Origin of the sequence: Pokkaliibacter sp. MBI-7 (assembly GCF_029846635.1) — a bacterium.
In the GTDB taxonomy this organism is placed as follows: domain Bacteria; phylum Pseudomonadota; class Gammaproteobacteria; order Pseudomonadales; family Balneatricaceae; genus Pokkaliibacter.
This window is the reverse complement of sequence record NZ_JARVTG010000001.1, coordinates 3,813,519-3,839,542: the sequence shown is the minus strand read 5'-3', so window position 1 is coordinate 3,839,542 and position 26,024 is coordinate 3,813,519. Positions and strand designations below refer to the sequence as shown.

Here is a 26,024-nt window from a genome sequence, read left to right as displayed (position 1 = left end):
GGGTAGTCAAACGCAAGCTGCCGTAGCACCAACACTATTCACTGTCCTCAAACCGAGTGTCGCGCCTGCCAGGCAGCAGGCCGATGATCAACGTAATCACGGCGATGACCTTCCTCGCTCACTTCTATAGCCTCGCCGCCCAAGCCATTCCAGGAGCAAAAATATCATCAACATAGTGAGCAGCATCAGCAAAGCGCACCCTGCTGCCTCCCTCAACCGATAGCTACCCAGCAGCTGGTACAACAACAAAGGCAATGTAGGCTGCGACGGGCTGCCAAATAAAGCGACGACGGAGAAATCACCAAGGGAGTATGTCATTCCATACGCAAGGGCCAGCGCCATTGCAGGTTTGAGCCGTGGCCACAGCAACCAGCGCCATCGATACCAGCCCCGAACGTCCAGTGTATCTGCAAGCCGCCGGCTCGGCTCATCCAGACTGTTCAGAGGGCCACGCAGAACCTGCATCAAAAACGGCAGGCACATCAGGGTATTGGCAAACACCACCAGACTGTAGCCTTGCTCGGTCAGGGATACCCAGGGGCGAAGCAATACAAACCAGCCCGTACCCAGCACCATTGCAGGAATTAGCAACGTCAGGTGGCCACTGACCTCTGTCAACGCACTTATACGCTGATCTCCCCGACGGGCATAGCCCCCCGCAGCACTGAGCAGAAGCGTTGCGACTATCGTTGCCAACCCTCCCGCAACCAATGCCAGCTTGATACTCAACCACCAGGCAGCCCACAGTTCATGTCGCCCCAGCATCAACCAGATGCCTCCCAATCCGTTGAGCACCACGGCCAGCAATGGCGGTAGCAACAGTAGCCACAACATCCCAATCCAGCCGCTATCGACATAGCGGCTGCTGCCCAGACTGTCGGCACGAGGCCAATGTCGATAAAGCGTATAGGGAGTTAATGACGGCATCCCGCCCAGACGTCCCGAAACAACCCACAGCAAGGCGCAGATGAGCAGTTGCAGTATGGCCAGCAAGGCTGCACGACCAATATCCATATCGAAACGCAGCGCCTGATAGATAGCGACTTCAAGCGTAGTAGCACGAGGCCCGCCGCCTAACGTCATCACGATGACAAAGCTGGTAAAACACAGAGTGAAAACCAGCGCCAGTAATCGTGGCAATGCTCGTCGCACGACAGGCCACTCCAGCATCAGCCACACGCCTCGACTACTGAGGCCAAGCTGGGCAGCCAGACGCCAGTGCTGTGAAGGAATACGCTCCAGCTCCTGTAACAACAATCGCGCGCACAAAGGAAGATTGTAGAAAATATGCGCCAGCAGGATGCCACCCAGACCATAAAGATAGTTAGGAGGCTGCCAGCCCAGCCCAGAGAGTAGCTGCGGTAGCCATCCCTGACGCCCATGCACCGCGACCAGACCAAACACCACCACAATAGGGGGCAGCACCAGTGTCAGTTCCATTATCCTCAGCAGCAGCTTGCGCCCCGGCCAGGCAGGACGACGCAGCAAAGCTCGGGCCAGAGGTATTGCAAGCAACACAACCAACAAGGACGACAAGGTTGCCTGCCACAGACTGAAACGCACTATGCGCTGCAGATAGGCATCCTGCCACAGTGATGCCCATGGTAGCGCCGGTGACATCCATACCAGCGCCAGCATCGCCGACACAACGATCAGGATCAGCACTAGCGCCGCCACCATACCGGGCAGTGTGACCCAGCGCGGATGAGAAAATGGGGGATTGCTCACGTAGTGGTTGTCTTCAGCATCCTTAACGACTGGTTGCTTCCAGCCATTCGTCAACCCACGCTTTTTTGTCGCTGGCCACTTCGTCAGGGGTAAACAGCAAAGTCTTACCTGGGACGATCAGCTTGCCATAGGCATCGGGCAGCGCCTTGCCAATGTCCACGGCTGGATACATTACATTCCCCAGCGGCAGCTCCTGCTGGAATGCGGGTGTCAGCATAAAGGCCATGAACTGCTTTGCGAGATCAGCATGCTTGCTGGTCTTCAGGCGTGCGGCAACCTCAACCTGAAGATAGTGGCCTTCGCTGAAGTCAGCGGCCTGATATCGATCCGTCTTGTCCACAGCCATGTGATAAGCAGGCGAGGTACTATAGGACAACACCATGGGCGCTTCACCGTTCATGAACAGATTGAAGTAGGCATCACTCCACCCTTTGGTGACAGCCAGCGTTTTCTTGCTTAGCTTGGCCCAGGCCTCCGGGGCTTTATCGCCATAGACCTTCTTCACCCACATCAGCAAACCCAGACCAGGGGTACTGGTCCGTGGATCCTCAATAATGATCTTCAGATCATCTGGTGCGTCCACCAACGCCTGCAGGCTGGTGGGTGGATGAGGCAGTTTCTGGGTGTCGTAGACAAAAGCAAAGTAGCCCCAGTCAAAGGGCACAAAGATACCGTCATCCCACTTGACCGGTAACTTAAGTACAGAAAGATCAGTCTCGCTGGGGGCGAAAAGACCGGTTTTTGCAGCATCGGCCATGAGATTCATGTCCAGCCCCAGCACGACGTCTGCGGGAGTGGCTTCCCCCTCAAGACGCAGACGCTGCAGCATGCTGCCACCATCCTCCAACGCAACGAAGTTCAGTGTGCAACTGCATTGCTGTTCAAAGGCCGTCTTGACCTTGGGGCCAGGCCCCCAATCAGCGGTGAAGGAATCATAGGTGTAGACTGTCAGGGTCTCCCCTGCGGCAAACACCGGCAGACAGTTTGCCATTGCCATGCACAGTAAGACAGCTTTGATAGACATACGGGTATTCATGCCACATCTCCCAAAAATAAAAGAAGTGGCGCAGTAGCGGACTTGGACTCAAATCCCTGCGCCAGTATCATCTGGATCAGGTTCGACGGGTTAGTGACAGAAGATCACCTCTCAGCACCTGCATGCAGGTTGGCACCCCGTTGAGCCGAGGCGGCATAATACCTCAATCATATCGGTGGCGACAGGCAAGCACGCTGGTGATGGTTGAATGTATATTCGCACGACGAGATATGACCTGAAGGTCTGCGGCACTCAGAATCAATAAGGAAAAGGCTCCGCTATGGAACTTGTCGATTTACTACGCAAAATGGTCGATGACGACGGCTCAGACCTTTACCTGTCTCCAGGCGCGCCTCCAAGCGTCAAATTCAATGGTGTCCTCACTGCGATGGCCGATGCCGTCAGCCCTGATGAGGTTAAACAGCTACTTTTTGCGGTGATGTCTCAACCTCAAATTGACGAGTTCCAGTTGCAGCAGGAACTGAACTTTGCTTTGTCAGTCCCCGGAGTCGGCCGCTTCAGGGTCAACCTTTTTATTCAGCGTGGTCAGATTGGCGCGGTGATACGTAACATCAAGACCGTGATTCCTCAGTTTGACGAACTGGGTCTTCCACCTGTACTCCGCGAAGTCATCTTGGACAAACAAGGCCTGGTGCTGTTTGTCGGCTCCACTGGCTCCGGCAAATCAACCTCTCTGGCAGCACTTATCGATCACCGCAACAGTAATCACGCCGGTCATATCATCTCCATTGAGGATCCGATCGAATACCTGCACCGCCACAAGAAATCGATCATCAACCAGCGCGAAGTAGGCATGGATACCCATAGTTATGCCGAGGCGTTGAAGAATACACTGCGACAAGCGCCAGACCTCATCTTGATCGGCGAGATTCGTGACCGTGACACGATGGAATATGCGCTGGCCTTTGCCGAAACGGGTCACCTTACACTGTCGACGTTGCATGCCAATAACGCCAACCAGGCACTGGACCGCATTCTCAACTTCTTCCCTGAAGACCGCCACCGCCAGATTCAGCACGACCTTTCATTGAATATTCGCGCCTTCGTGTCACAGCGTCTGCTACCAACTGTTGATGGTAAACGCTGTGCAGCCTTCGAGATCCTGTTGCGAACCTCCAGTGTCAGCGAGCTGGTCAAGCGAGGAGAGATTGGTGAGCTGAAAGACATTATGGCCAAGTCCAACCACATCGGCATGATGACCTTCGACCAGTCCATCTTCAATCTGTTTAAGGAAGGCAAGATTACGGAAGAGACTGCCATGCGTAATGCTGATTCGCCAAACAACATGCGTCTGATGATCAAGTTTCTTAAAGACGGCCAGGGTATGGCGGATCGAAAAATGCCGGAGTTTAATTCAGGCGGCAAACCACCGGCATTTGAAGTGGAGTGATGATTTCTGCTCTTACGCTGCACGTGATGGAGCAAAGGCTCCAACATTTCGCCTTATCCTAGTGCAAACATGAACAAACCCTTTTTAGTCTGAGGTTTATCAGTTAGAGAGATATGGAATACAACATGACGAACAAGCTAATCATTTGCATCCATCCCTTACTGCCTGACCTATCCTCACTGTGGCAGCAATAAAAAGTCTCAGGCAACTCTTCAGAAAAAGCTCAGACACCGAAGAATGAAAGGGCAGCTGATCAGTTTCCTTTGATGATCATCTGATCAGTGTCAGCCCGTTAAGAACGTGACCATTTCTCATCAAGTAGTGCCATCAACGCACCCTACAGAAAACAAAATTTAGTCGATTTGTATCGCACAGCAGATACAGATTAATCATTTACAGCTCACCAGACACTCTACACAGCAAGTTGGCAAACAGCTTGCTAAGTACCTAGGTATAGCAAGCACTCACAGAGCAAGGCCAACAGGCATCAAGCGAGCACAAAAGACACAGACCTAAGCGCACTTTTTCAGCGCAGATTAGTGCACCATATCGAGACATAGAAAAACTCAAAGTGTAAAGATTTTGAAAAAAATTTGATTGGCCCCTGCCGTTTGAAAAGTTAAGCTCTCCGGGGTAACAACAATCACAGCTGGTGACGAGAGCATGACACTTCGTTACAATGCGCTCAGTCGGTACTGGGATAGTGTTATGGCCGTTGGCACATAAGCAAAGTTTCGGTTGTTCAGTAAGAACAACATCAGAGAATGGAAGCGTATGGAAGTTGCAGCGACCCGATGGTACCTCATCCAATGCAAGCCTCGAGAGAGCTTCAGAGCAGAACTCCACCTGCGTAATCAGGGCTATGAGTGCTTTCACCCGACCATAAAAGTCGAAAAAGCGCGAAAAAACGGCCCTCAATGGGTGACAGAGCCTCTGTTTCCTCACTATCTGTTCATCTCACTGAATGGTATCGAGGACAACTGGTATCCGATTCGTTCAACTCGCGGCGTATCCAAAATGGTGACCTTCAATGGCACCCCTCTTCCTGTGCCAGACCAAATAGTCAGCGACCTACGCTCATGCATGGCCAGCGGACAGAAACTGTCCACGCCAATATCGTTTGTAGAGGGCGAGAGGATCCGTATTGTTGACGGCTGCTTTAAAGAACTGGAAGCCCTATTTACTGCACGAAGTGGCGAAGAGCGGGTTATCGTCCTGCTCAACATTTTGAATAGACCACAGCATATCTGCTTACCGATACAGGCTATAACGCACCTGTAACAAATGCAGTGCTGAATACATACACCCCAAGACCTCTTGGTCATGGGGTTCATTTTGTACGTTTTTTGGAAAGCAACGCAAAATCCAAGGGCGGTAGCGTACCTAAATGGTAGTTGTCTGCAACTCATAGGATATGGAGCGGCTAGCAACATGGAATACTTTCTCAGCATAACGGTTACGACACTGGCAACGGCCTTTGTTGCCCTTCTGATGCTTCGCCCCTTGTCCACGCGCCTAGGCTTTGTTGACATTCCCAATGCCAGAACGGTCCATCACGGACATGTCCCCAACATCGGCGGACTGTCGGTGTATCTTGGAATGCTGGCCCCTGTTCTTTTCATGGACGTCGACTGGCAGTATCAGGGGTTATACATTCTTGGCGTTTCCATAATGGTCCTGACAGGTGCACTGGATGATTTAAAAGAGCTCTCGGCCAAATCCAGATTACTTGTCCAGGCAGCGGTCAGTCTGCTAATGCTGGTACTGGCTCAATACCCAGTGTCTTATCTAGGAGAGTTCCCGATATTAGGGGCCTTTAATGTAGGTGGACTGGGCTACGTCATTGGTGTCTTTGCCATTATTGGCAGCATCAATGCCTTCAACATGATCGACGGCATCGACGGTCTGGCAGGCTCGGTAGCGTTGATTGCACTTGCACAAATCTGTCTTCTACTTTTTATACGCGGGAACACTGATCTTTGCTTATTGGCACTGATCGTAATTGTCGCTCTGATACCTTACCTGATCCTTAACCTGGGCTTATGGCCCTTCGAGAGAAAGGTTTTCATGGGTGATGCCGGTGTTATGTTTGTAGGTTTCACCATCGCATGGCTGTTAATAAATGCGACTCAGTCACCCTCACGCTATATAAGCCCAATCTCAGCATTCTGGGTCATTTCTCTGCCTTTTATGGATATCCTTGAGGTTATTCGCACACGGCTAAAGCAAGGAAAATCCCCATTTCAGGCTGACCGCCAACATATCCACCATCTTTTCCTGAATGCAGGACTTCCTGCCAAGCGAGCATTAGTAGCTGTCTTGATTTTAGCTACATCTACCTCGGGCTTAGGTTTGGTACTAGAGCTAACAGGAGCGAAAGAATGGATAATGGTTTTGCTGTTTATCATCCTAAATGCAGCCTATTTCCATGTTAAACCGCACCTTTGGAAGCTTTTCAAACGCTGGGCTGTTCACCCGCATCCAAATGATCATTAACAGCACCTGCAAGACACTTCACAGCGGCAACTGTTACTACAACAGCTCCCCTTCATACCGAACACCAAGCAGTGAAATATGAGCAAACTATTAAAAATTTCATGGGCAGCACCTTTCAGCGTGCTGCTGATAGTGGCCGGATGCAGCAACACCCCTCCGACTCTGGTCGCCTCTAGAGCCTTAATTGATCACACTCAACGAACTGATTTACAACTCGTCACTGACAACGTCTCAAGCAATCTTGAAGTCGCTAGTGTTGGCCAACCTATCGCCATAGATAACGACACCTATGTCGTCTCTAAAAAGTACTCATCAGCCAGTGGCCTGAATTGCTTCATGCTTGATGCCAGCACCCCCACTGCCAGCTCACCACAACTCAGCGTATGCCGTGAGCCATGGGGACTAAAGTGGTTCAAAACCAAAGACGTTGTAGCCAGCATGGGCAGTGGCAACACATCTGTGGATAGTGATGCCAACCTGAGCGGCTTCAGTAGCAGCTCACTTCAATAAGAGTCAGGACACAGGAATCCCCAATGAGCCGCTTTTCATCTCTACGTTGCGCTCTGCTTTCAGTAGGACTGTTGTTCTCGACAACAATGCAAATCAGCTTTGCTGCAGACACCACTGTACCCAACCTGTCTCAGCCAGTAGCAAGCGCAACCGCCACATCCTCAGTACTCCCATCAGCAGAGAAAGGCCTCCCCCCTCCTTTTGGCGCTAACTTGTTTCTGGGTGGATCTGACGCAGAACGCAACGATGGTCTCAATGAGAGCTACCTCATCGCCCCCGGTGACAAGATCGCCGTGCAGGCATGGGGAGCCATTACACTGAGTGAAACGGTAACCGTTGACTCACAAGGTAATGTATTCATTCCCGAAGTCGGCCCCATCACAGTAGGAAATACACCTGCAAGCAAGCTGAATGCATTAGTAACCTCCAAAATTGAGGCGGTATACCCTAACAACGTCAACGTTTACGTCAACCTGCTCACTGCAACCCCCGTTAGCGTATTTGTTACTGGGCCTGTACTACGCCCGGGTCAGTATGCGGGTATGGCCTCCGACAGTCTGCTTTACTTTCTGATCCGCGCAGGCGGCATAGATTCTGAGCGCGGTAGCTATCGTCACATAGTCATTCTTCGGAACAACAACCCTGTACTGGATGTCGACCTGTACGAGTTCTTGCGCCAGGGCTTCCTTCCTAACTTTAGCTTTAAAGATCAGGACGTTATTCTGGTAAAACCTCAGGGTTCAACAGTGACAGTCGAAGGTGGCGTACGAAACCCATTCCGCTTTGAGTTCGCTACCGCTACTGCACTCGGTAGCGAACTCACCAAATACGCCCGACCTCTGGCCAAGATCAGTCATGTTGGTGTTGAAGGGTCTCGAAGCTCTGTCCCCTTCTCTGTTTACCTTGCTTACCCACGCTTTAATAGTTTTGACCTCGAAGATGGCGACACCGTCACTTTCAATGCAGACCTGAAACCACAGGTCATCGATATACTGATCCAGGGCAGCTATCTAGGCCCATCCACTTACACAGTCAAGAAAGACACTCATCTTCAGGATTTGCTTGATCACGTAGCCATAGATCCGGCGCTTGCCGATGTGCAATCGATCTACATAGAACGAGCAAGTGTAGCTACTAAGCAAAAAGAAATGATCGATCAAGCGCTGCAGCGCCTGGAGCGCAGCGTTTATACAGCACCCGCCTCTTCTGAAGGCGAAGCCAGAATCCGTACAGAAGAGGCAGGACTGGTAAGTGATTTTGTAAAACGTGCACAGCAAATCATTCCCAAAGGCACAGTTGTTGTGTCGCAAAATGGGAGTGTTGCCAATATCTTGCTTGAACAGGGAGATAGAGTAGTCATTCCGCAGAAAAGTGACCTGGTACAAGTTGGCGGGGAAGTACTGATGCCTCAGGCAGTAGTATTCAATCCCAAGGCCAAATTGGAAGACTATATTGCCTGGGCTGGAGGATACACTGAACGTGCAGATATTGAGCGCATCGCCATTGTGCATGCTAATGGCCTGGTAGATTTCAACCAGAAATCCACCCTTCGTCCTGGTGATCAGTTGCTGGTACTGCCAAAGGTAGATGCCAAAAATATGCAAGCGGTGAAAGACATCACGCAGATCATTTATCAAATTGCCGTAGCAGCGAAAATCGCTCTGAACTTCTAACCAAAATTAACCCAGAGGAGATCTATGTATTCCCCTCTGGGTTAACTAATCTACGGCAAGTCGCATGAGCCTAATGCCAGAGAGAACTCTCCCAGATACAGAGTTAGTCCCCTATTCTGTGGCACTCTGCACCTACAATGGCGCTCGCTTCATCGAACAGCAGCTACAAAGCATCGCTGATCAACATTTAAAACCTGATGAAGTCGTTATCTGTGATGATGGATCAACCGACCATACGCTAAAGCTGATTGATAAGTTTTCGCAAGACAACCCGTATCTAAACATACGACTGTTCAGAAATAGCGAAAATCTGGGATATATAGCTAACTTTGAACAAGCAATAAAGCTATGCCGCAATGAGTATATTTTTCTTAGTGACCAGGATGACATCTGGGTTCCCGAAAAAGCGGCTGTCCAACTTAGCTATATGCTAGCACCGAACACTCTTTTAAGTTTTAGTAATGCCGCCAGAATATCTGATAGATCAAAACCGCTAAGTCCCGACTTATGGAGCTGTGTCAATTTTAACGTTGTACGTCAACACCAACTATGTAATGGCCATTCTCTGGAGGTGTTGTCGAGGCATAACGTTGTAACAGGTGCCACTGTTGCATTCAGAAGAGACTTTTCACTAGCCAGTATGCCATTCCCCAAGTGCTATCCGCATGACGCCTGGTTAGCATTGAATGCAGCATTGCAGAATGGCTTGGTGTGTATAGACCGGCAACTGATTCAGTATCGGCAACATGACATGAATACCTTAGGAGCTCACTACATATCACCTTTACAGAAAGTCTGGCGAGCATTGTGGAAACCGCGAGATAAATTTCCGAAAGACTTCTACCAGCGCCTGGAAATATTCTCTCAGCTTATTGAAGACAAGCGTTTTCCAGTCGACTTTCGTGAAAAATTAAATGTGGTATTGCGCTTTCAGACATTTCGCTTGGCCGTTATAGAGCAAAGAATCCCCCCCTACGAGGGCCTAAAAGAAGTTCTCAAATGGTCACGACATGGCCTCTATTTCAGCCATGGAGCAGGATGGCGCTCAATCTTGACGGATGTCCTGCAGCTGATTCGCAGCATGCCGTACAGAGTCATCGCTAGATGCAATAGCGGCAAGAAAGAAAAATGAAAATTGCTCACGTGGTAAATAGACTTGACGGTAATGGAGTTACCAAAGCAGTAATAAATCTATGCGAGACGCTAAGTGACCGCGGCATAACATCAGATATTATCGTACTGGAAAAGACCGAATACCCATTACGTATAGACATACAGCTTCATTCACTAGGCAGTTCGGGGCTAATGAAGCGCCAGAACCCGATAGTGAAATATGTTAGAAAACTAGCAAAATACACGGTAGGCAGCCTTGCCTACTACTCATTAAAAGCAGAAAAGAAAAGTGCACAGCTCGACCACCTTATTAAAAAAGAAGGCTACACGCACATATTGCTACATTGTCATTACTCAAAAATACTTTTTTCTAAAGTCAAAGAAGCAAAGTGCTTTCCAGTTATTCACAATAAAAAAAGCAAGCATTTGAAAGCCACCTGGTGGCTACCAAGCTGGATCAACCGACACGTAATGAGCAGAGCACTCGTTGATCGGTCAACGATTGCAGTGTCAAAAGCGGTAAGGAATGACTTAAGTAAGTATCTGCATGTAGAAAAACATCAGCTCAGCGTCCTACCAAATGTGATTAATAGTGCTGCAATTACATCTCTCGCAAAACTGGATCGTCCGCTACCCGCAAAGCTTATAGAGAAACAATATCTGCTAGCCGTTGGTCGGCTAGCCCCACAAAAACGTTTTGATCGGCTACTCAAAGCTTACTCGATGAGCAGTTGCGAATTACCACTGGTTATAGCCGGTGATGGTATCCAGTTAAAACTACTGCAGAGACTAGCAAGAAGATTACGAATTAATCATCGGGTAATTTTTTTGGGTCATGTAGAAAACCCTTACCAACTGATGAAGCATGCACGTTTGCTCATTCTTTCATCAGACTATGAAGGTTTACCAACCGTATTAATTGAAGCATTACTTTTGCATACACCTGTACTTGCTACTGCATGCAGCGGGGCTAGAGAAGCAGTGGCAAATTGCAAGCTGGCAAAACTAGTACCAATCAGAAAGCTCAGCGTACTTGCCGAGTCGATAAACCAGTACTCATTACATCCTCCAACATGCGATGAGTGTAATTGCATGCTAGATCATTATAAACCCGAACGAATCATCAAGGAATTTCTCAATCTGGTGGACTATGAATCAAATCATTAAAGTTATTCATGCCATACCAGAACTGAAAGTAGGAGGTGTAGAACGTGTGGCAATGCACCTCTTACAAAGCCCACTACAAGGGGTGGAATATCATCTTCTAGTTATTGAACAAGCCGATACAGACCTGGTAGAACAATTACCACCACATGCTCTCCCTCGCTTGCACATTCTTAATGGAAAAAAACATCAACCCAATACATACTTCAGGGCAATGCATAAAATTAAAGAAATAGCCCCTGACTGGCTTATGGCATCGCTTTGGCGCGCACAGCCTCTAATATGGATGAGTCGCAAGGAAAACTATAAAACAGTTACGTGTTTCCACAACACGCGCTTCTCCCACTTTCTGGATAAGACAGCAACAATCTTCAGCCTGAAGAATGCAAACTATTGCTTTACCGACTCACAAGCAACAGCTGAGTTTATCAGGCAATTTAGCAATATACGCATTGAGCACCTCCATCATATTATCCAGCAGCCACAGCTAACTGGCGTTCGAAAGCAAAAACGCCTAGTTTATATAGGCAGACTAGCAACACAAAAAGGTCTTGAGCAAGGCATCCAATTAATAGTCGCTCTAAAACGTCTAAAACAACTCTGGCATTTAGACTGCTATGGGCCAGATGAGGGAGCATTAAGAAAGCTTCAGTTCATGGCGAAACAATATGGTGTGGAAGAGCAAATACATTTTTTTGGATCACGCAACCCTTCCGAAATAAGCACTATTCTTGCTGGCTATGACTATCTGCTACAGCCCTCTCCCAACGAAGGTATGGCCATGGTGGTAATGGAGGCAATGCAGCAGGGAACAATTCCAGTAGTGCGGCCAAGTGGGGAGATACCACAGTACACACAAGATGATCATGATGCCATTTGGTTCGATGCTATAAATGATCGACTAGCAAAAAGAATAATTACCCTTGCAGATGATGATCATTTAAGAGAGAAAATGCGTTTGCGCATGAAGGAAAAAGCATCGAATTGGAAAGATGTCTGCGAGGAACTGTGTACAATAATATCTACATTACATACGCCATCTTTAATAAGCAAAAATATATGACACACTTAAAGCAGCGAAACCCTGCAATAATTGTACGAGATGTAATATTTGCCATATTCATCAGAGAGCTAAAAGGACGCTTTGGTGTCTTTCGTCTAGGCATAGGCTGGGCTATCATTGATCCATTAGCATTCATTATTATGATGAGTGTATTCAGAAGCATAATGGGAGCGCATAGCATACAAGGAATTCCTTTCCCAGTTTTTTTTATGTTAGGTTACATACCTTTCAATTTTTTTTCAAAAGTACAAAGTCAAGTTAGTGGAGCAATAAAAGCTAGCCAAGGCCTATTCGGATACAGACAAGTAAAACCGATAGATGCGATCCTAGCAAGAGCACTTTTGGAAAGCTTAGTTTTATTTTTTGTTTTAATAATACTATTTATTTCTTTCTCGTGGATAGGAATAGACGTACAAATACATGATCCGCTACTACTTATCTCTAGCATTATTTTTCTTATTATTTTTGGATTAGGCTTGGGTATGTGTTTCTGTATACTTCAAAGTAGGATTCCTGAATCCGAGAAATTTCTCGACATAGCTATGCGCCCGCTGTTATTTGTCTCAGGAGTTTTCTTTTCTCTAGATGAGATACCACAACAATATCGACATTATGTCGACTGGAACCCTATCCTTCATGGTACCGAGATGGCAAGAGCCGCCTGCTATAATAGTTTTACCAGCGCAGGGGGTAGCATTTACTACCTAGGCTTTTGGTCAACACTGATATTTTTCCTCGGCCTTTCTCTATATCGACTAGAATGGAAGAGAATAGTCGCATCATGATAGAGCTAATTAATGTCACAAAGTACTATCCTACAAGCCTAGGTAGGAAATATGTTATTAAAGACATTACTACAACAATACCTGGTCGAAGAAATATAGGAATACTCGGTAGAAACGGTGCGGGTAAATCAACATTACTACGGCTACTAGGAGGAATAGATTTCCCTGACAAAGGAGAAATAGTCACAGATCAGCGTATCTCCTGGCCTCTTGCTCTCTCTGCAGGCCTCCACCCAATGATGACAGGTAGGGAAGGAACTCGCTTTGTAGCTCGAGTACATGGAGCTCAAAATATAAAAGAGATAGAAAGCTTCGCACAGGATTTTTCTGAACTTGGTTACAATTATGACCTTCCTGTAAGAATGTATTCCTCTGGCATGAAAAGCCGCTTAGCGTTCGCTATATCCATGGCGTTTGATTTTGACACCTATCTTCTGGACGAAATTACATCTGTAGGCGACCCACGATTTCAGAAAAAAGCAAGGGTGGCATTAAATCAAAAACGGGAAACTGCAAATGTTATCATGGTTTCTCATGCCCCAGGACTGCTAAAAGAGTTCTGTGACTGTGGCATTGTTTTGGATGATGGCAAGATGACATTTTACGAAAGTATTGATAGAGCCATCACCATTTACAATGCACTCTAGAGTGTACTTTCATAAACACGATTTCACCATTACAGGCTAATTCAACGACTAATATTTATGAGCCAAATTTCAAATCAAAGTACAACGGAGACAGGACAACGGCCTGCAGGTGGTACAGCAGAGTCGCAACAGGTGAACAAACCCCCAACACAGCAACCTGCAAGCCCAGCCCAGCAACAACAGGCGAACAAACCTCTGGCACAGCAACCGTCGAGCCCAGCTCAGCAACAACAGGCGAACAAGCCTCCGGCACAGCAGCCCTCGAACCCAGCTCAGCAACAACAGGCGAACAAGCCTCCGGCACAGCAGCCCTCGAACCCAGCTCAGCAACAACAGGCGAACAAGCCTCCGGCACAGCAGCCTGCAAATAAAGCACAAGCTCCGAATACGGAGCCTCCTATTATATTTCCAAGTAATCACGCTAGACCGGAACAACAGGATAAAAAGACGTGGTGGAAACGCCCCTTTTTATTATTAGTGGTTCTACCAATACTTTTGATAGCAACCTACCTTCTCGTTATCGAGTCAGATAGATATGTAAGCTATGCCAGTGTGATCGTTAAGCAATCGGATGAGCTTAGTACAGCTACAGGCGAGCTATCATTACTTGGAAGCGCATTAGGAAAGTCAGGGAACAGCGACCTTCTCTTAGTTCAGGAATACGTGTTGTCCAGAGATATGATGAAGTATCTCGAGAGCGAACTTCATCTTAGAAACCACTATGAAAACAGCGGTGCTGATCCTTTAAGTAAAGCATGGACGTTCTTCAACAAGGAAGATATGTATCAATACTACAAAAATCATGTATCAGCAGATATTGATACTGTATCAGGTGTTCTAAACGTTCAGGTGCAGGCTTTCACTCCTGAATACTCTCAGGAAGTCGTACAGGCAATAATTAAACGTAGCGAATGGTTCATTAACCAAATAAGCCAAAACTTAGCGAGAGAACAGGTAAGTTTTGTTGAAGGAGAACTTAAGCGCTCACAAGACTTACTTAGAGGTAGTCAAAAAGACGTAATAGATTTCCAGCAAAAGTTTGGATTATTTAGCCCAGAGCAAGATGGTGCCGCCATGCAGGGAAATGTGAACCAGCTTGAGGCACAGCTGGTCCAGGCTGAAGCAGATCTTAAAGCGCAATTGTCATACATGAGTAGCAGTGCACCTGATGCAATAAAAAGCAAGAGCAAAATCGCGGCACTTAATAAACAACTGGCATTGGAGCGGGCAAAACTGGCCAGCTCAGAAAAGAAAAACACATTAAGTGATATGAATGCTCAGTATCAAGATCTGAAAATTAGCGCAGACTTTGCTCTGGATGCCTATAAGAGTGCTTTGATCTCTCTTGAGAAAGCCCGTATTGATGCCTACCGCAAACTAAAAAACCTTGTGGTGATAGACAGCCCTAGCCTCCCGGAGAGTGCAGAGCTACCGAACAGAATGTATAACTTACTTACAGCAGCCGTTGTAATTCTTCTATTGTACGGTATTGGTGTCATCATACTTGCTACGATTCGAGAGCACAGAGACATGTAAGCTCCCACAAACAGCCCTGCTTATAGTGTATATACAGAGATTTTAAAAAGGGAAAAGAAATGATAGAACTAACTGCAGAAATGATTAGCAATACCGCTCAGAATAGAAAGGGAATAATTCTAGCTGGTGGATCAGGCACTAGGCTATATCCTTTAACCAAGGTAATTAGCAAACAGCTCATGCCCATTTATGACAAGCCGATGATTTATTATCCGCTGTCAATTTTAATGCTGGCTGGCATAAGAGATATTCTTCTCATTTCTACTCCCGAAGAATTACCACGCTTTGAATCACTGTTAGGAAATGGCAGCCAGTGGGGCATTAGAATCAGCTATGTAGTACAGCCGTCACCTGATGGTCTTGCACAGGCGTTTATTCTGGGTGAAGAGTTTATAGGTAAAGATCCTTGCTGTTTGGTATTAGGTGACAACATTTATTACGGCCATGATCTTGTGAACTCTCTGCGACGTGCAAGTGAGCAGCCCGAGGGAGCAACTGTTTTTGGCTACCATGTTAATGATCCTGAACGCTATGGAGTGGTTGAGTTTGATCAACATGGTCAGGCTATCTCTATTGAGGAAAAGCCTGCCAAACCAAAGTCAAATTACGCAGTGACAGGCCTCTACTTTTACGACAATGATGTTATCGAGATTGCCAAAGCCGTTAAACCGTCTCCCCGTGGCGAGCTGGAAATAACCGACATAAACAATGCTTATCTGGCAGCAGGCAAACTGCGTGTAGAAGTAATGGGACGCGGTTCTGCTTGGTTGGATACGGGTACTCATGACTCACTTTTAGAAGCATCTGACTTCATTGCAGCGATTGAGCGGCGTCAGGGGCTGAAGGTGTGTTGTCCAGAGGAAATTGCCTACCGCCTGGGCTATATAAACGCAGCCGAGCTTGAAGAGCAGGCCAAGCCATTACTTAAAAATGGCTATGGACAATATCTGATGAAAATACTTTCTGAGAAGGTGTTCTAATTTTGCCTGGAGCGGCCTCCGCTCCAACTCTTCACACTTTAGGCGAGACACCCGATGAAGTTTATTGATACAGCAATTCCTGACGTAAAAATTATTGAACCGACGGTATTTGGTGATGAGCGTGGTTTCTTTATGGAAACATTTCGCCAAAGTCTGTTTGAGGAAAACTGTAGCCCACGCCCATTTGTACAAGATAATCACTCAAAGTCACGACAAGGCACTCTAAGAGGATTGCATTACCAAATTAATAATCCTCAAGGCAAGCTGGTTCGCGTTGTCAGTGGAGAAGTATTTGACGTTGCTGTAGATCTGCGCCGTAGCTCAGCAACATTTGGCAAGTGGGTTGGCGTACTACTGTCAGCAGAAAACAAACGTCAGCTTTGGGTACCTGAAGGTTTCGCTCACGGCTTCTACGTAACCAGCGACTCGGCAGAGTTTGTGTACAAATGCACAGATTACTACGCACCTGAATATGACCGTTCACTGCGTTGGAATGATCCAGCACTCAATATCCAATGGCCACTCGTCGATAATAACCAACCACAGCTATCAGCCAAAGATGAAAACGCAGCCCTCCTTAGTGAAGCTGATACATTTGCTTAATTTCAGGGAGGTGAGCAAGAATGATCAAAGCGCTGATAATTGGGAAAAATGGCCAGCTCGCCTGGGAGCTAATGAAAACGCAGCCTCAACATGTAGAGGTTGTTGCCTATAGCTCCGCGGAACTGGATATTCGGGATCAGCATAGTGTCGAAACAACTATTAGCCTGCAAAGTCCAGATGTTGTTATTAATGCAGCGGCTTACACCGCAGTAGACAAAGCGGAAACTGATGCAGAGCAAGCATTCGCGGTCAATGAATCTGGCGCAGCATATGTAGCAGCGGCATGTGCAACTCACAACATTCCGTTGATTCACATCTCAACAGACTTTGTCTTTGATGGCACCCAAACGACACCATACACAAAATCTGACAAGACCAACCCACTCGGGGTATATGGAGCATCCAAGTTAGCGGGTGAAAAAGCAGTTATCGCTCATCATCCTCTCAATAGCACCATTATTCGCACAGCATGGGTCTACTCCTCACATGGTAATAACTTTGTTAAAACCATGCTTAGACTGATGCGGGAAAAATCTCAGTTGGGAGTCGTCGCTGATCAGGTAGGCACACCAACGTGGGCCAGAGGATTAGCTCGTTTCATCTGGACCATTGTTGATGGTGAAAAGCGAGCTCAAGATGAACACCCGTTACTGCTTAACTGGACAGATGCTGGTGTTGCCTCCTGGTATGACTTTGCTGAGGCAATTCAGGAGCTAGCGTTGGCCAAGGGCCTACTGACTCGTGAGATTCCCATTAAGCCGATACCAGCATCGTCCTATCCGACACCAGCCAAACGGCCAACATTTAGTGTCCTGGATAAAAGCGAGTCTCATCAAATCGCAAATCTGGAATTCCCCATACACTGGCGCAAACAACTAAGCCAGATGCTTGATGAACTCATCGTTGAATAAAAAATCATTCGTTTAAAACACAGTTAAAAATGCAGGTTGTCATGAATAGAAAGCTACTGGTAACTGGCGGTGCAGGTTTTATTGGCGCTAATTTTGTTCACTACTGGATTAAGCAGCATCCAAGTGATGATGTCATTGTTCTCGATGCACTAACATATGCTGGTAATTTAGCCAATTTAGACCCTGTAAAAGACCATGCAGGATTTGAATTTGTACATGGCGACATTTGTGATACCACACTAATTGAAACACTGCTTAGAGATAAGCAAGTCAACACCATTGTACATTTTGCTGCTGAAAGCCATGTAGATCGATCCATTACAGGCCCAGATGCATTTATCGAAACCAATATACTCGGCACTTACAGCCTGCTTAAAGCAGCCAGAAAGGTATGGATAACTGAACCCAAAGCGGCAGCTAAAGCGCCTTTAGCACATAGATTCCATCATGTATCAACGGATGAAGTATACGGCACGCTGGGTGCCAACGATCCGGCCTTCCACGAAAACACCCCCTACGCTCCCAACTCCCCCTACTCAGCAAGTAAGGCGGCATCAGATCATCTTGTAAGAGCCTATCATCATACCTATGGGCTCGAAGTGACAACAAGCAACTGCTCCAACAACTATGGCCCCTATCATTTCCCTGAAAAACTGATTCCATTAATCATCACCAATATTCTGGCCAATAAGGCCCTTCCTGTATATGGCGATGGTTGCCAGATCAGAGACTGGTTATACGTGGAAGATCATGCTAGAGGCATAGAACTGGTATTAGAGAAGGGGTGTATTGGTGAAAACTACAATATCGGTGGCCATAATGAGTGGAAAAACATTGATATCGTAAAACTGGTATGCGAAAGAATGAATCAGCTATTTAAGCAAGACCCATCATTCGCGATTAAATATCCAACTGCGCTGGAAGCAATCGATGGCAATGCAGAAAACCTGATAACCTACGTTCAGGACCGAGCAGGGCATGACCGCAGATATGCGATTGATGCCAGAAAAAGTAACAAGGAGCTTGGCTACTCACCTGTCGAATCTTTTGAAAGCGGCATTACAAAAACAATAAATTGGTATTTAGAAAACTCGACTTGGTGGAAATCTTTAACTATTTAGTATAGACAGCACTCAAAGGACTCAGATCGTTAACTGGTATCAAGAGCATGATATCAAAGGACCAAACAAGCGATGTATAAACAAGAAATTTCAAAAAGACCAGATACTCAAGTAACACTGTCGAGCGAAAGTACAGACTCAAGAGAAGCAATACCAATTAACGATCTGAAAGCTGAGTTTAACGAACCCAATACATTTGAATATGATTTTTATACGCAATGGTACAATGATTTAAGAGAATTCTCCAAGGAAGAGGCACAAAACCATTGGACTAACTGGGGGCAGAGTGAGAACAGAGTAGCTAACTTTATATCATTAGCTAACACCCTAGACATTTCCACAGATGAGTTCAATGGCTTTGACTATAATTTCTATTTATCTTACTACTCAGACCTAAAAAAGGAAGAGCTCAACAATATTTACAGCGCTTATATACACTATAAGAAATTCGGAAAAAATGAAATGCGCGTAAAAAATTTACGCGAGCTTTTTATAAAAACACACAGAAATCCAATCGACCACTTCGACAAAGATATTTATCTTCACCTTAATAGAGACCTAATAGACGCCGGACTAAACTCTGAGCTAGACGCATTCATTCACTATAAAAATTTTGGACAATCAGAATATCGGCTAGCCAGCCTCGGCGACTACACCCGCTCATTCTCAGCAGATTTCAACGCCAACGTAGTACACTCCTTCAATTCTGATTTCTACAGATACTTATATGATGACATCAACGAAGAAGGCTTAAATTCAGACATTGAATTAAAGATCCACTTTGCACAGTTCGGCTGGAAAGAGCGACGCTACGCATCTATTAAGCATCTTCAAAATGTTCTTGGAATCAATAAGAAGCTAGTTCCAGCACTCCAAGATATAAAATCTATTATTGAAATAAATGCGGGCATTGATCTACACATAAGCGGGAAAGATATAATCTCAGTACTTGAAGGAAACTCTTCAAAACCAATATACTTCTTCTCAGAAAAAAGCAAAAACTCAAAATACTACATACTGCTATCAAAGGAATACCTAAAGAAAAACAGTAAAGAAAAGGCTAGGAGATTACTAAGCTGCTCACTATATTTTAGAAATAATGTACGAGCACTAGAATACTATGCAAATACCTATATAGATGAAAGTGACTACAACTCTGCATTAAAGTATTACTCAAAGACAACAGAACTTGATAGTTCCAACCCTTGGCCACTCTTTAACAAAGCAAAAACACTGAAAAAAATAGGATACATAGATAGCGCATTTGACGAGTTTATAAAATGCGCAGAAAAGTACAAAAACTTCAGCCCTATTAGGGAAACGTTTTTTGAATTTTCGGATGCTTACTGGCTCAGTAAACAGGCTCGTCTTGCTCTTTTGGCGATAGAACACAGCCAGGATCAACTTATACAGGAGGCAACTTCCTTATTAGAAAAAATTCGAAAAGCTTATGAAACTCTATTCAAAAAGAAAGCAGACTATTTATTTTCCAGTAGATACCTCATTGAAACATCAGCGTTTCAACCAGAAGTGGTGTTTAACTCAAAACAGAAGAATGCTTCTCATTACTACCAGATGGCTGAGGAAGCTCTGTTAAATGGAGACAAAAAGTCAGCTAGAAAACTGCTCATGTCTTCACTTACCTTTCATACTACACCGAAGGCCTTAGAAGCACTTGGCAATACCTATCTGGAAGAAGGTGATAATAACTCTGCATGTGAATACTATCGAGAAGCTCTCAAAACAGATACTAATAGCAAGTGGTTACATTACAATCTTGCCGAAGCGGAACTTAAGAACAATCAGACAGAAAAAGCGCTGAATACGATAGCGGCCGGGATACAGAAATTTCCTGAATTCACCTTTCTACAGGATCAGCTAGATAGGTTTGTAAACGAATACTGGCTATCAAAACAACCTGAATTAAATCTTGCTGCTCAGCAAAACAACCGATCAGAGCTGATAAAAATATCTAATGAAGTGGCAACTAAAGTATATAATATTTATCTAAATAGCTATGGCTGCCAAGAACCACCCAAATCACTAAAACCAATAGATGCAAAAAAGGTTTTAATTGTTGGCGACTTTCACATTCCACAGTGTATTAGATACAGAATCGATCAGAAAGTAGAGCAACTTTCATCACAAGGCATTCAAACCAGCACGATAGATTGGACAAAAATTAAAGATAAGCACAATGTATTATCAACACACGATTTGGTTATATTCTATAGAGTTCCCTGCCTTCCTGATGTATTAAAAGCTATGGCAGCAGTTAATGCTGTAGGAAAGCTCTCAGTTTATGAGATTGATGACCTTATATTCAGCGAAGACTACCCCCCTTCTATTGAATCCTATGGAGGCTATGTTGATGTTGAGACCTACTTTAATCTCACAAAAGGAATGGCACTCTTCAACTCAGCATCGAAACTATGTCGATATGGCATAGCGTCTACAAATAGCTTAGCCAAAGAGCTAGAAAAAAATGTCTTTGGTGAAAAAGTAATTCTTCACCGTAACGGTTTAGACAAGCTCAACTCATCATCTAGTGCAAAAATTGCTACGAAGAAATTTGTAGATATATTTTATGGCAGCGGTACACAAGCACATAACAGCGACTTTAGTGACCTTGTTTTACCAGCTCTCACAAAACTCTTAGAGAAACATAGACATGCACGCCTAATAATAGTTGGCTACCTAGCTCTTCCAAAGACATTTATAGAAAGTTTTCAGCATCAAATAAAAATACTGCCCCCTGTTAATAGTATTAAAGCATATTGGTCACTCCTTAAAGAGTCTGATATTAATTTAGCGGTCCTTCACTCAGACATAGTAAGTGGTGCCAAAAGTGAATTGAAATGGTTTGAAGCAGCATGCTTTGCTATTCCATCAGTTCTAAGTGCAACGGATAACTATCTTGATGTTATTAAAGATGGTGAGGATGCATTACTTGCCCGAAATCCCGATGAATGGTTTAGCGCCTTAAACAGCCTGATCACCGACAAATCAAAAAGATTAGCAATTGGTACAAAGGCGCAAGCCAGAGTAATAAAAGAATATTCTATCGAGTCATTAGGAAAATCTCTCGCGGCACAATTACAGTCAATTGGAAGCCAACCTATAAACGAAAAAAATACTGTTGCCAAGAAAAAAATAGCCCTTGTAAATGTATTCTTCCCTCCTCAGTCGATTGGAGGCGCAACTCGTGTAGTGGCAGATAACTTTGATGAGTTGATAGGAAAATATTCAGATCAGTTTGATATTTGCGTTTTCACTAGCGACTCAGAGCATAAAGCACCCTATCAACTTAGCTGCTATAACCATAAAAATATGCGGGTTTACCGGTCTAGCATACTTTTCAGGGAGAATATGGATTGGCACGCCAAAGATCCCGTAATGTATGACATTTTTCAGCAGTTTCTAGAAATTGAAAAACCAGACTTGGTTCATTTTCACTGTATTCAACGACTTACTGGATCAATTGTTGAAGCTACGTTAGATCTAAAAGTCCCATATATTGTTACAGTACACGATGCGTGGTGGATATCAGACTTCCAGTTCCTCGTGGACCACAAAGGAAAAGTATATCCTGATGGGCACCCGGATACATACGAAAAAACAGCTACACTATCTAATGTCTCTGTTAGTGAATCGATAGAGCGAAAAGAATATCTTAAACATCTTCTGGATTCTGCATACTTCTCGCTAACCGTATCTGAAAGTTTTGCACAACTCTATATCAAGAATGGAATCACCAAAATACAGACCAATAAAAATGGGATCTCTTGCTTGGAATGGAAACCCAAAAAGACCGGACAAAGTGAAAAAGTTATATGTGCGCACATTGGTGGAATGGCTGAGCATAAAGGGTACTTTCTTCTGAAAGAAGTAGTTACAAAAGTACAGCCTGAGAATATAGAGATGCTAATTGTGGACCACTCTAAAGACTCGGACTACTTATATACAGAGTTTTGGACACCTGAGCCAAATAAGGAAGATGACAATAATGTAGTAGAAAAAGAGGGTGTAAAGGTGACATTTATTGGTAGAACTAAGCAGTCAGAAATCGCTACCTTATACTCTCAGATTGATGTTCTTTTTGCTGTATCACTCTGGCCGGAGAGCTATGGGCTGGTGACACGAGAAGCAAACGCAGCTGGATGCTGGGTTGTTGCAAGTAATCTTGGTGGCATAGGAGAAGATATTATACCCAATCAGACTGGCTACATTATTAATCCAGACAAGGCCAGTCTTTCAGAGACAATAAAAAAAATCGATTCTAACTATAAACAATACAAGGAAAATATTATCTCCAAAAACATCAGATCCGTATCAGAACAAGTAGCCCAATTGGTAGACGAGTTTTATGATAAAGCCTTATAAGTCAAACTTCAGCGCAGCAAGAGAGTTTGCAGAGCTCGGAATAAGAGAGAGAAAATTAGGAAGAAGAGAGTCGGCTTCAGGCCCTGGTAGTTCAGTTGCCAATACAGATGAGATTCAAAAGCTAATCTTCGATACAGTTAATAAATATAACGTTTCTTCCGTCTTGGATCTAGGGTGTGGAGACTGGGCATGGATGTCAATCCTTATCAGGAATATCAGAAAAGAGAGGGTATTAAGATATATTGGATGGGATGCAAGCACGAAGCTTATAGATGAGCTTCGTGAAAGTCACGGTAATAATGAGACAACATTTGAATGTAAAGATATAACCTTAGAACCCTACCCTAAAGTGGATCTAATTATTTGCCGTGATGTACTTTTTCACTTATCCCCAGAAAATATTTCTATTGTACTAAATAAGGTAAAAGCCTCACGTGCAAACCTATTCATTAGCACCAGTTATGACAGCAATAATACTGTCAACAACATTAAAAATAACAATAATATTGAAAACTGGTTTTTTCATACCGTAAATATCGACCTCCCTCCTTACGGCATGGACAAATTTAAGATACATAGCATTAAAGAATTAAGAAATAGCCATAAAAACATCAATCGGTATGTCACTTTATATAATATAGAGAGCGAAAAAAGAATGATCGAAAACCTATTTTTAAGTGTCGGAGCGATGAAGGCAGGTACTACCTGGTTATATGAGAAACTAAAAGACAATCCAGACATTCACTTTTCAGAAGAGAAAGAGATTCATTTCTTTGCAAATAAAGTAGGCATAGAGAACCAGCTATCACATAAGAATAGAATAGAAAAGCTAAAATTAGTACTGAACAAATACAATAAGGGAAATCTAAAATACATTGCAGAAAACGCAAATGAAATTGCATGGTATGCAGAATATGCTCGTCCAACTGAAATAAGTAAAGAGTGGTATGAGAACCTCTTCCGTTTTAATAGTGGAGAAAAATATTTCGCTGACTTCTCTAACCTTTACTGTCAAATGGATCATAAGGGATGGGAACTAGTCAGGCAAACGGCAAATAATATTAAAGTAGTATATACATTGAGAGACCCCTTATCACGGCTTTGGTCACACTACAAATTTCACATGAAATGGGTTAACAGAGAGGATGAAGCACTTGATGCAGGTTTCGCTCATTTCAAAGAATTACTGGCTAAGCCATGGTTTTGGATTAATGCAGAGTATAGTAAGAATATTGTTCGTTTACGAGAAAACCTTGATGAGTCAGAGTTACTTATTCTCTATTTCGAGGATTTCAGGGCTGACCCTTTCACCGAACTAGCCAAGGTTGAAGACTTTTTGGAAGTATCCAGAACTTCATTGGATCAGGAAAACATTGGCCAGAAAGTAAATAAAACAAAAGATTTCGGAATCCCAGCGGAATGGATGGAGTATATGATTGAGAAGCTTCGCCCCCTGGAAATTGAGATGAAAGAGAATAAAATATGGCATGATAACTGGACAAGCGTAAATAGGTAATGAATATGTGCCTCCCGTACTTTAAACTAATTTGATGCAACTTACATTGCATAACGAGGTGGTAAATCTGTGCTTTTGAACATGATCAAAGATGTAGATAAACTATTAAAAGATAGTAGAGGATTGAATTCCAGCACAATTCCTCCTGAGAAATCTGCTGATATACATCAAGTTGCACGACTCTTTAAAATAAAACTATCAAACAGAATAACTTTTATTTTGTCACACATTCCTTTTAAGGATAACTCATCACATAAGGATGTATTACTTTCTCTGATGAAATCCCTCTTGATTTCATCCGAAGAAATTGAAATTCAAATTATAATTACAGGAAAATATTTAGATATACATAATTTCCAACAAGCATCTTTCTCCTATTCCAATAGAATTTTTATTGATAGCATTAATAACTATCTTTCTCCATCAGAGGCAATTCGAGTAAGGATTGATCTAGCAATCATAGATGATCCTCAAAGCCCACTAAAGTCGTCCTATGAAAGCACATTGAGACTAATTCAATCATTTATGCCAGAGCACGTAATTCTTTCACGTGACAATTTACAAACCTTATATCTTGACTCAATACTTTCTGAATCATTTAATTTAATCGACCTCCCATTTAATAAAGAGAACGGACTTAGCAGATTTTCCAAATCTATTATTACACATTTAGACCTCAATAATACTCATAGCAAAAAAATATATAAATTCACGCCATCAATTCAATTAAACGAATTAGAAAAGAGTTACTTTCTAAAGGAGACTAAAGACAGTATTTTAAAAAACAAAAGCAAAATTAATTTGATCAGCATCATAGGAGCAGACAGAACTTCTCGATCCTTGCGTAATTACACCTCTGAAATATTGGATTTATTTCTGCTATCGATTTTCAAAGATAAACGTGTTGTATGGAACATTTATGGTGAGAGTAGTAAAGACAACTTCCTTGGAATAACTAATACCCTCGACTCTCTTATTAAATCTAATAGAGTAGTGATAAAGGGAACTGTAGATAATGTCCATGAGGTACTGGAGGATTCAGACATTTACATTCAACCTCCTGGCGTCACCGGTGGCGGAAAAGTAGCAGGCATAAATGCAGTAATAATGAAAATCCCTGTGGTTCTTTTTAACCACTCAGATTGTCAATCTTTAATAGGCAATCCACCTTATGAACCTTCTATTGAAAGCGGACTTATCTATTTCAAAAAATTAATGAGCGACCACGAGTACAAGGTAGCAACGACAAGTCAAAACCTAGCCACACTTAATAAAATTCTTATCCCACAAAAAGATCCTAAATTAATAGTCTTTTTAAAAGATAACTCAGAGCTTTAACTACTTAAAT

General features: G+C 44.2%; 20 protein-coding genes and 1 riboswitch. Of the genes, 18 read left to right on the top strand and 2 right to left on the bottom strand.

Annotation, left to right across the window (positions count from 1 at the left end; all coding sequences use genetic code 11):
* Positions 1 to 96 precede the first annotated feature (96 nt).
* Positions 97 to 1,728, bottom strand: coding sequence for a thiamine/thiamine pyrophosphate ABC transporter permease (gene thiP, locus QCD60_RS16940; protein WP_279787307.1), 1,632 nt, complete (start codon positions 1,726 to 1,728; stop codon positions 97 to 99).
* A gap of 22 nt (positions 1,729 to 1,750) precedes the next feature.
* Positions 1,751 to 2,752 (bottom strand): thiamine ABC transporter substrate binding subunit, encoded by a 1,002-nt coding sequence (gene thiB, locus QCD60_RS16935; protein ID WP_279787305.1) that lies wholly within the window; start codon positions 2,750 to 2,752, stop codon positions 1,751 to 1,753.
* A 47-nt stretch (positions 2,753 to 2,799) separates the two neighbouring features.
* Positions 2,800 to 2,914: riboswitch (TPP riboswitch) on the bottom strand.
* Between the two features lie 130 nt (positions 2,915 to 3,044).
* On the opposite strand from thiB, the gene QCD60_RS16930 reads away from it, so the two are divergent.
* The 18 genes from QCD60_RS16930 (at position 3,045) to QCD60_RS16845 (ending at position 26,014) form a co-directional block, all read left to right on the top strand.
* On the top strand, positions 3,045 to 4,175 hold the full coding sequence (locus QCD60_RS16930) for a PilT/PilU family type 4a pilus ATPase (protein ID WP_279787304.1): 1,131 nt from the start codon (positions 3,045 to 3,047) through the stop codon (positions 4,173 to 4,175).
* 774 nt (positions 4,176 to 4,949) lie between these two features.
* Positions 4,950 to 5,456: a transcription/translation regulatory transformer protein RfaH gene (gene rfaH, locus QCD60_RS16925; protein ID WP_279787302.1), complete on the top strand. Its 507-nt coding sequence runs from the start codon at positions 4,950 to 4,952 to the stop codon at positions 5,454 to 5,456.
* A gap of 150 nt (positions 5,457 to 5,606) precedes the next feature.
* Complete coding sequence (gene wecA, locus QCD60_RS16920; RefSeq protein ID WP_279787300.1) at positions 5,607 to 6,671, top strand: UDP-N-acetylglucosamine--undecaprenyl-phosphate N-acetylglucosaminephosphotransferase; 1,065 nt, start codon at positions 5,607 to 5,609, stop codon at positions 6,669 to 6,671.
* 78 nt (positions 6,672 to 6,749) lie between these two features.
* Positions 6,750 to 7,181, top strand: a complete 432-nt coding sequence (locus QCD60_RS16915) for a hypothetical protein (RefSeq protein ID WP_279787298.1) — start codon at positions 6,750 to 6,752, stop codon at positions 7,179 to 7,181.
* Positions 7,182 to 7,204: 23 nt separating this feature from the next.
* Positions 7,205 to 8,854, top strand: a complete 1,650-nt coding sequence (locus tag QCD60_RS16910; RefSeq protein WP_279787296.1) for a polysaccharide export protein — start codon at positions 7,205 to 7,207, stop codon at positions 8,852 to 8,854.
* Between the two features lie 64 nt (positions 8,855 to 8,918).
* The gene (locus QCD60_RS16905; RefSeq protein WP_279787294.1) at positions 8,919 to 9,986 is read left to right on the top strand and encodes a glycosyltransferase family 2 protein; all 1,068 of its coding nucleotides are present in this window, start codon (positions 8,919 to 8,921) and stop codon (positions 9,984 to 9,986) included.
* Positions 9,983 to 11,134, top strand: coding sequence for a glycosyltransferase (locus QCD60_RS16900; protein ID WP_279787292.1), 1,152 nt, complete (start codon positions 9,983 to 9,985; stop codon positions 11,132 to 11,134). The genes QCD60_RS16905 and QCD60_RS16900 overlap by 4 nt, the downstream gene beginning before the upstream one ends.
* Positions 11,118 to 12,194, top strand: a complete 1,077-nt coding sequence (locus QCD60_RS16895; RefSeq protein WP_279787290.1) for a glycosyltransferase family 4 protein — start codon at positions 11,118 to 11,120, stop codon at positions 12,192 to 12,194. The genes QCD60_RS16900 and QCD60_RS16895 overlap by 17 nt, the downstream gene beginning before the upstream one ends.
* Complete coding sequence (locus tag QCD60_RS16890) at positions 12,191 to 12,979, top strand: ABC transporter permease (RefSeq protein ID WP_279787288.1); 789 nt, start codon at positions 12,191 to 12,193, stop codon at positions 12,977 to 12,979. Before QCD60_RS16895 ends, QCD60_RS16890 begins: the two co-directional genes overlap by 4 nt.
* Positions 12,976 to 13,626 carry an ABC transporter ATP-binding protein gene (locus tag QCD60_RS16885; protein ID WP_279787285.1) on the top strand — a complete coding sequence of 217 codons (651 nt, stop codon included), beginning with the start codon at positions 12,976 to 12,978 and terminating at the stop codon, positions 13,624 to 13,626. Before QCD60_RS16890 ends, QCD60_RS16885 begins: the two co-directional genes overlap by 4 nt.
* Before the next feature lie 57 nt (positions 13,627 to 13,683).
* The gene (locus tag QCD60_RS16880; protein WP_279787283.1) at positions 13,684 to 15,162 is read left to right on the top strand and encodes a hypothetical protein; all 1,479 of its coding nucleotides are present in this window, start codon (positions 13,684 to 13,686) and stop codon (positions 15,160 to 15,162) included.
* A gap of 59 nt (positions 15,163 to 15,221) precedes the next feature.
* Entirely contained in the window at positions 15,222 to 16,142 is a 921-nt protein-coding gene (rfbA, locus tag QCD60_RS16875; RefSeq protein ID WP_279787281.1) for a glucose-1-phosphate thymidylyltransferase RfbA, read from the top strand.
* A 54-nt stretch (positions 16,143 to 16,196) separates the two neighbouring features.
* The gene (rfbC, locus tag QCD60_RS16870; protein WP_279787279.1) at positions 16,197 to 16,745 is read left to right on the top strand and encodes a dTDP-4-dehydrorhamnose 3,5-epimerase; all 549 of its coding nucleotides are present in this window, start codon (positions 16,197 to 16,199) and stop codon (positions 16,743 to 16,745) included.
* Positions 16,746 to 16,765: 20 nt separating this feature from the next.
* Positions 16,766 to 17,656: a dTDP-4-dehydrorhamnose reductase gene (gene rfbD / locus QCD60_RS16865; RefSeq protein ID WP_279787277.1), complete on the top strand. Its 891-nt coding sequence runs from the start codon at positions 16,766 to 16,768 to the stop codon at positions 17,654 to 17,656.
* Between the two features lie 41 nt (positions 17,657 to 17,697).
* A complete protein-coding gene (gene rfbB / locus QCD60_RS16860; protein WP_279787275.1) occupies positions 17,698 to 18,777 on the top strand; it encodes a dTDP-glucose 4,6-dehydratase in 1,080 nt (359 codons plus the stop codon).
* A gap of 72 nt (positions 18,778 to 18,849) precedes the next feature.
* Entirely contained in the window at positions 18,850 to 23,160 is a 4,311-nt protein-coding gene (locus QCD60_RS16855; RefSeq protein ID WP_279787273.1) for a glycosyltransferase, read from the top strand.
* On the top strand, positions 23,144 to 24,676 hold the full coding sequence (locus tag QCD60_RS16850; RefSeq protein WP_279787271.1) for a sulfotransferase: 1,533 nt from the start codon (positions 23,144 to 23,146) through the stop codon (positions 24,674 to 24,676). Before QCD60_RS16855 ends, QCD60_RS16850 begins: the two co-directional genes overlap by 17 nt.
* 81 nt (positions 24,677 to 24,757) lie before the next feature.
* On the top strand, positions 24,758 to 26,014 hold the full coding sequence (locus tag QCD60_RS16845) for a hypothetical protein (RefSeq protein ID WP_279787269.1): 1,257 nt from the start codon (positions 24,758 to 24,760) through the stop codon (positions 26,012 to 26,014).
* Positions 26,015 to 26,024 lie beyond the last annotated feature (10 nt).

Excerpts from the sequence above, each read along its gene's own strand:
- QCD60_RS16915 (WP_279787298.1), top strand. The coding sequence starts at position 6,750 with ATGAGCAAACTATTAAAAATTTCATGGGCAGCACCTTTCAGCGTGCTG.
- QCD60_RS16845 (WP_279787269.1), top strand. The coding sequence starts at position 24,758 with ATGATCAAAGATGTAGATAAACTATTAAAAGATAGTAGAGGATTGAAT.
- QCD60_RS16855 (WP_279787273.1), top strand. The coding sequence starts at position 18,850 with ATGTATAAACAAGAAATTTCAAAAAGACCAGATACTCAAGTAACACTG.
- QCD60_RS16910 (WP_279787296.1), top strand. The coding sequence starts at position 7,205 with ATGAGCCGCTTTTCATCTCTACGTTGCGCTCTGCTTTCAGTAGGACTG.
- thiB (WP_279787305.1), bottom strand. The coding sequence starts at position 2,752 with ATGTCTATCAAAGCTGTCTTACTGTGCATGGCAATGGCAAACTGTCTG.
- rfbB (WP_279787275.1), top strand. The coding sequence starts at position 17,698 with ATGAATAGAAAGCTACTGGTAACTGGCGGTGCAGGTTTTATTGGCGCT.
- rfaH (WP_279787302.1), top strand. The coding sequence starts at position 4,950 with ATGGAAGTTGCAGCGACCCGATGGTACCTCATCCAATGCAAGCCTCGA.
- QCD60_RS16885 (WP_279787285.1), top strand. The coding sequence starts at position 12,976 with ATGATAGAGCTAATTAATGTCACAAAGTACTATCCTACAAGCCTAGGT.
- QCD60_RS16930 (WP_279787304.1), top strand. The coding sequence starts at position 3,045 with ATGGAACTTGTCGATTTACTACGCAAAATGGTCGATGACGACGGCTCA.
- rfbD (WP_279787277.1), top strand. The coding sequence starts at position 16,766 with ATGATCAAAGCGCTGATAATTGGGAAAAATGGCCAGCTCGCCTGGGAG.
- QCD60_RS16850 (WP_279787271.1), top strand. The coding sequence starts at position 23,144 with ATGATAAAGCCTTATAAGTCAAACTTCAGCGCAGCAAGAGAGTTTGCA.
- rfbA (WP_279787281.1), top strand. The coding sequence starts at position 15,222 with ATGATAGAACTAACTGCAGAAATGATTAGCAATACCGCTCAGAATAGA.
- QCD60_RS16900 (WP_279787292.1), top strand. The coding sequence starts at position 9,983 with ATGAAAATTGCTCACGTGGTAAATAGACTTGACGGTAATGGAGTTACC.
- QCD60_RS16880 (WP_279787283.1), top strand. The coding sequence starts at position 13,684 with ATGAGCCAAATTTCAAATCAAAGTACAACGGAGACAGGACAACGGCCT.
- QCD60_RS16895 (WP_279787290.1), top strand. The coding sequence starts at position 11,118 with ATGAATCAAATCATTAAAGTTATTCATGCCATACCAGAACTGAAAGTA.
- QCD60_RS16905 (WP_279787294.1), top strand. The coding sequence starts at position 8,919 with ATGAGCCTAATGCCAGAGAGAACTCTCCCAGATACAGAGTTAGTCCCC.
- rfbC (WP_279787279.1), top strand. The coding sequence starts at position 16,197 with ATGAAGTTTATTGATACAGCAATTCCTGACGTAAAAATTATTGAACCG.
- QCD60_RS16890 (WP_279787288.1), top strand. The coding sequence starts at position 12,191 with ATGACACACTTAAAGCAGCGAAACCCTGCAATAATTGTACGAGATGTA.
- wecA (WP_279787300.1), top strand. The coding sequence starts at position 5,607 with ATGGAATACTTTCTCAGCATAACGGTTACGACACTGGCAACGGCCTTT.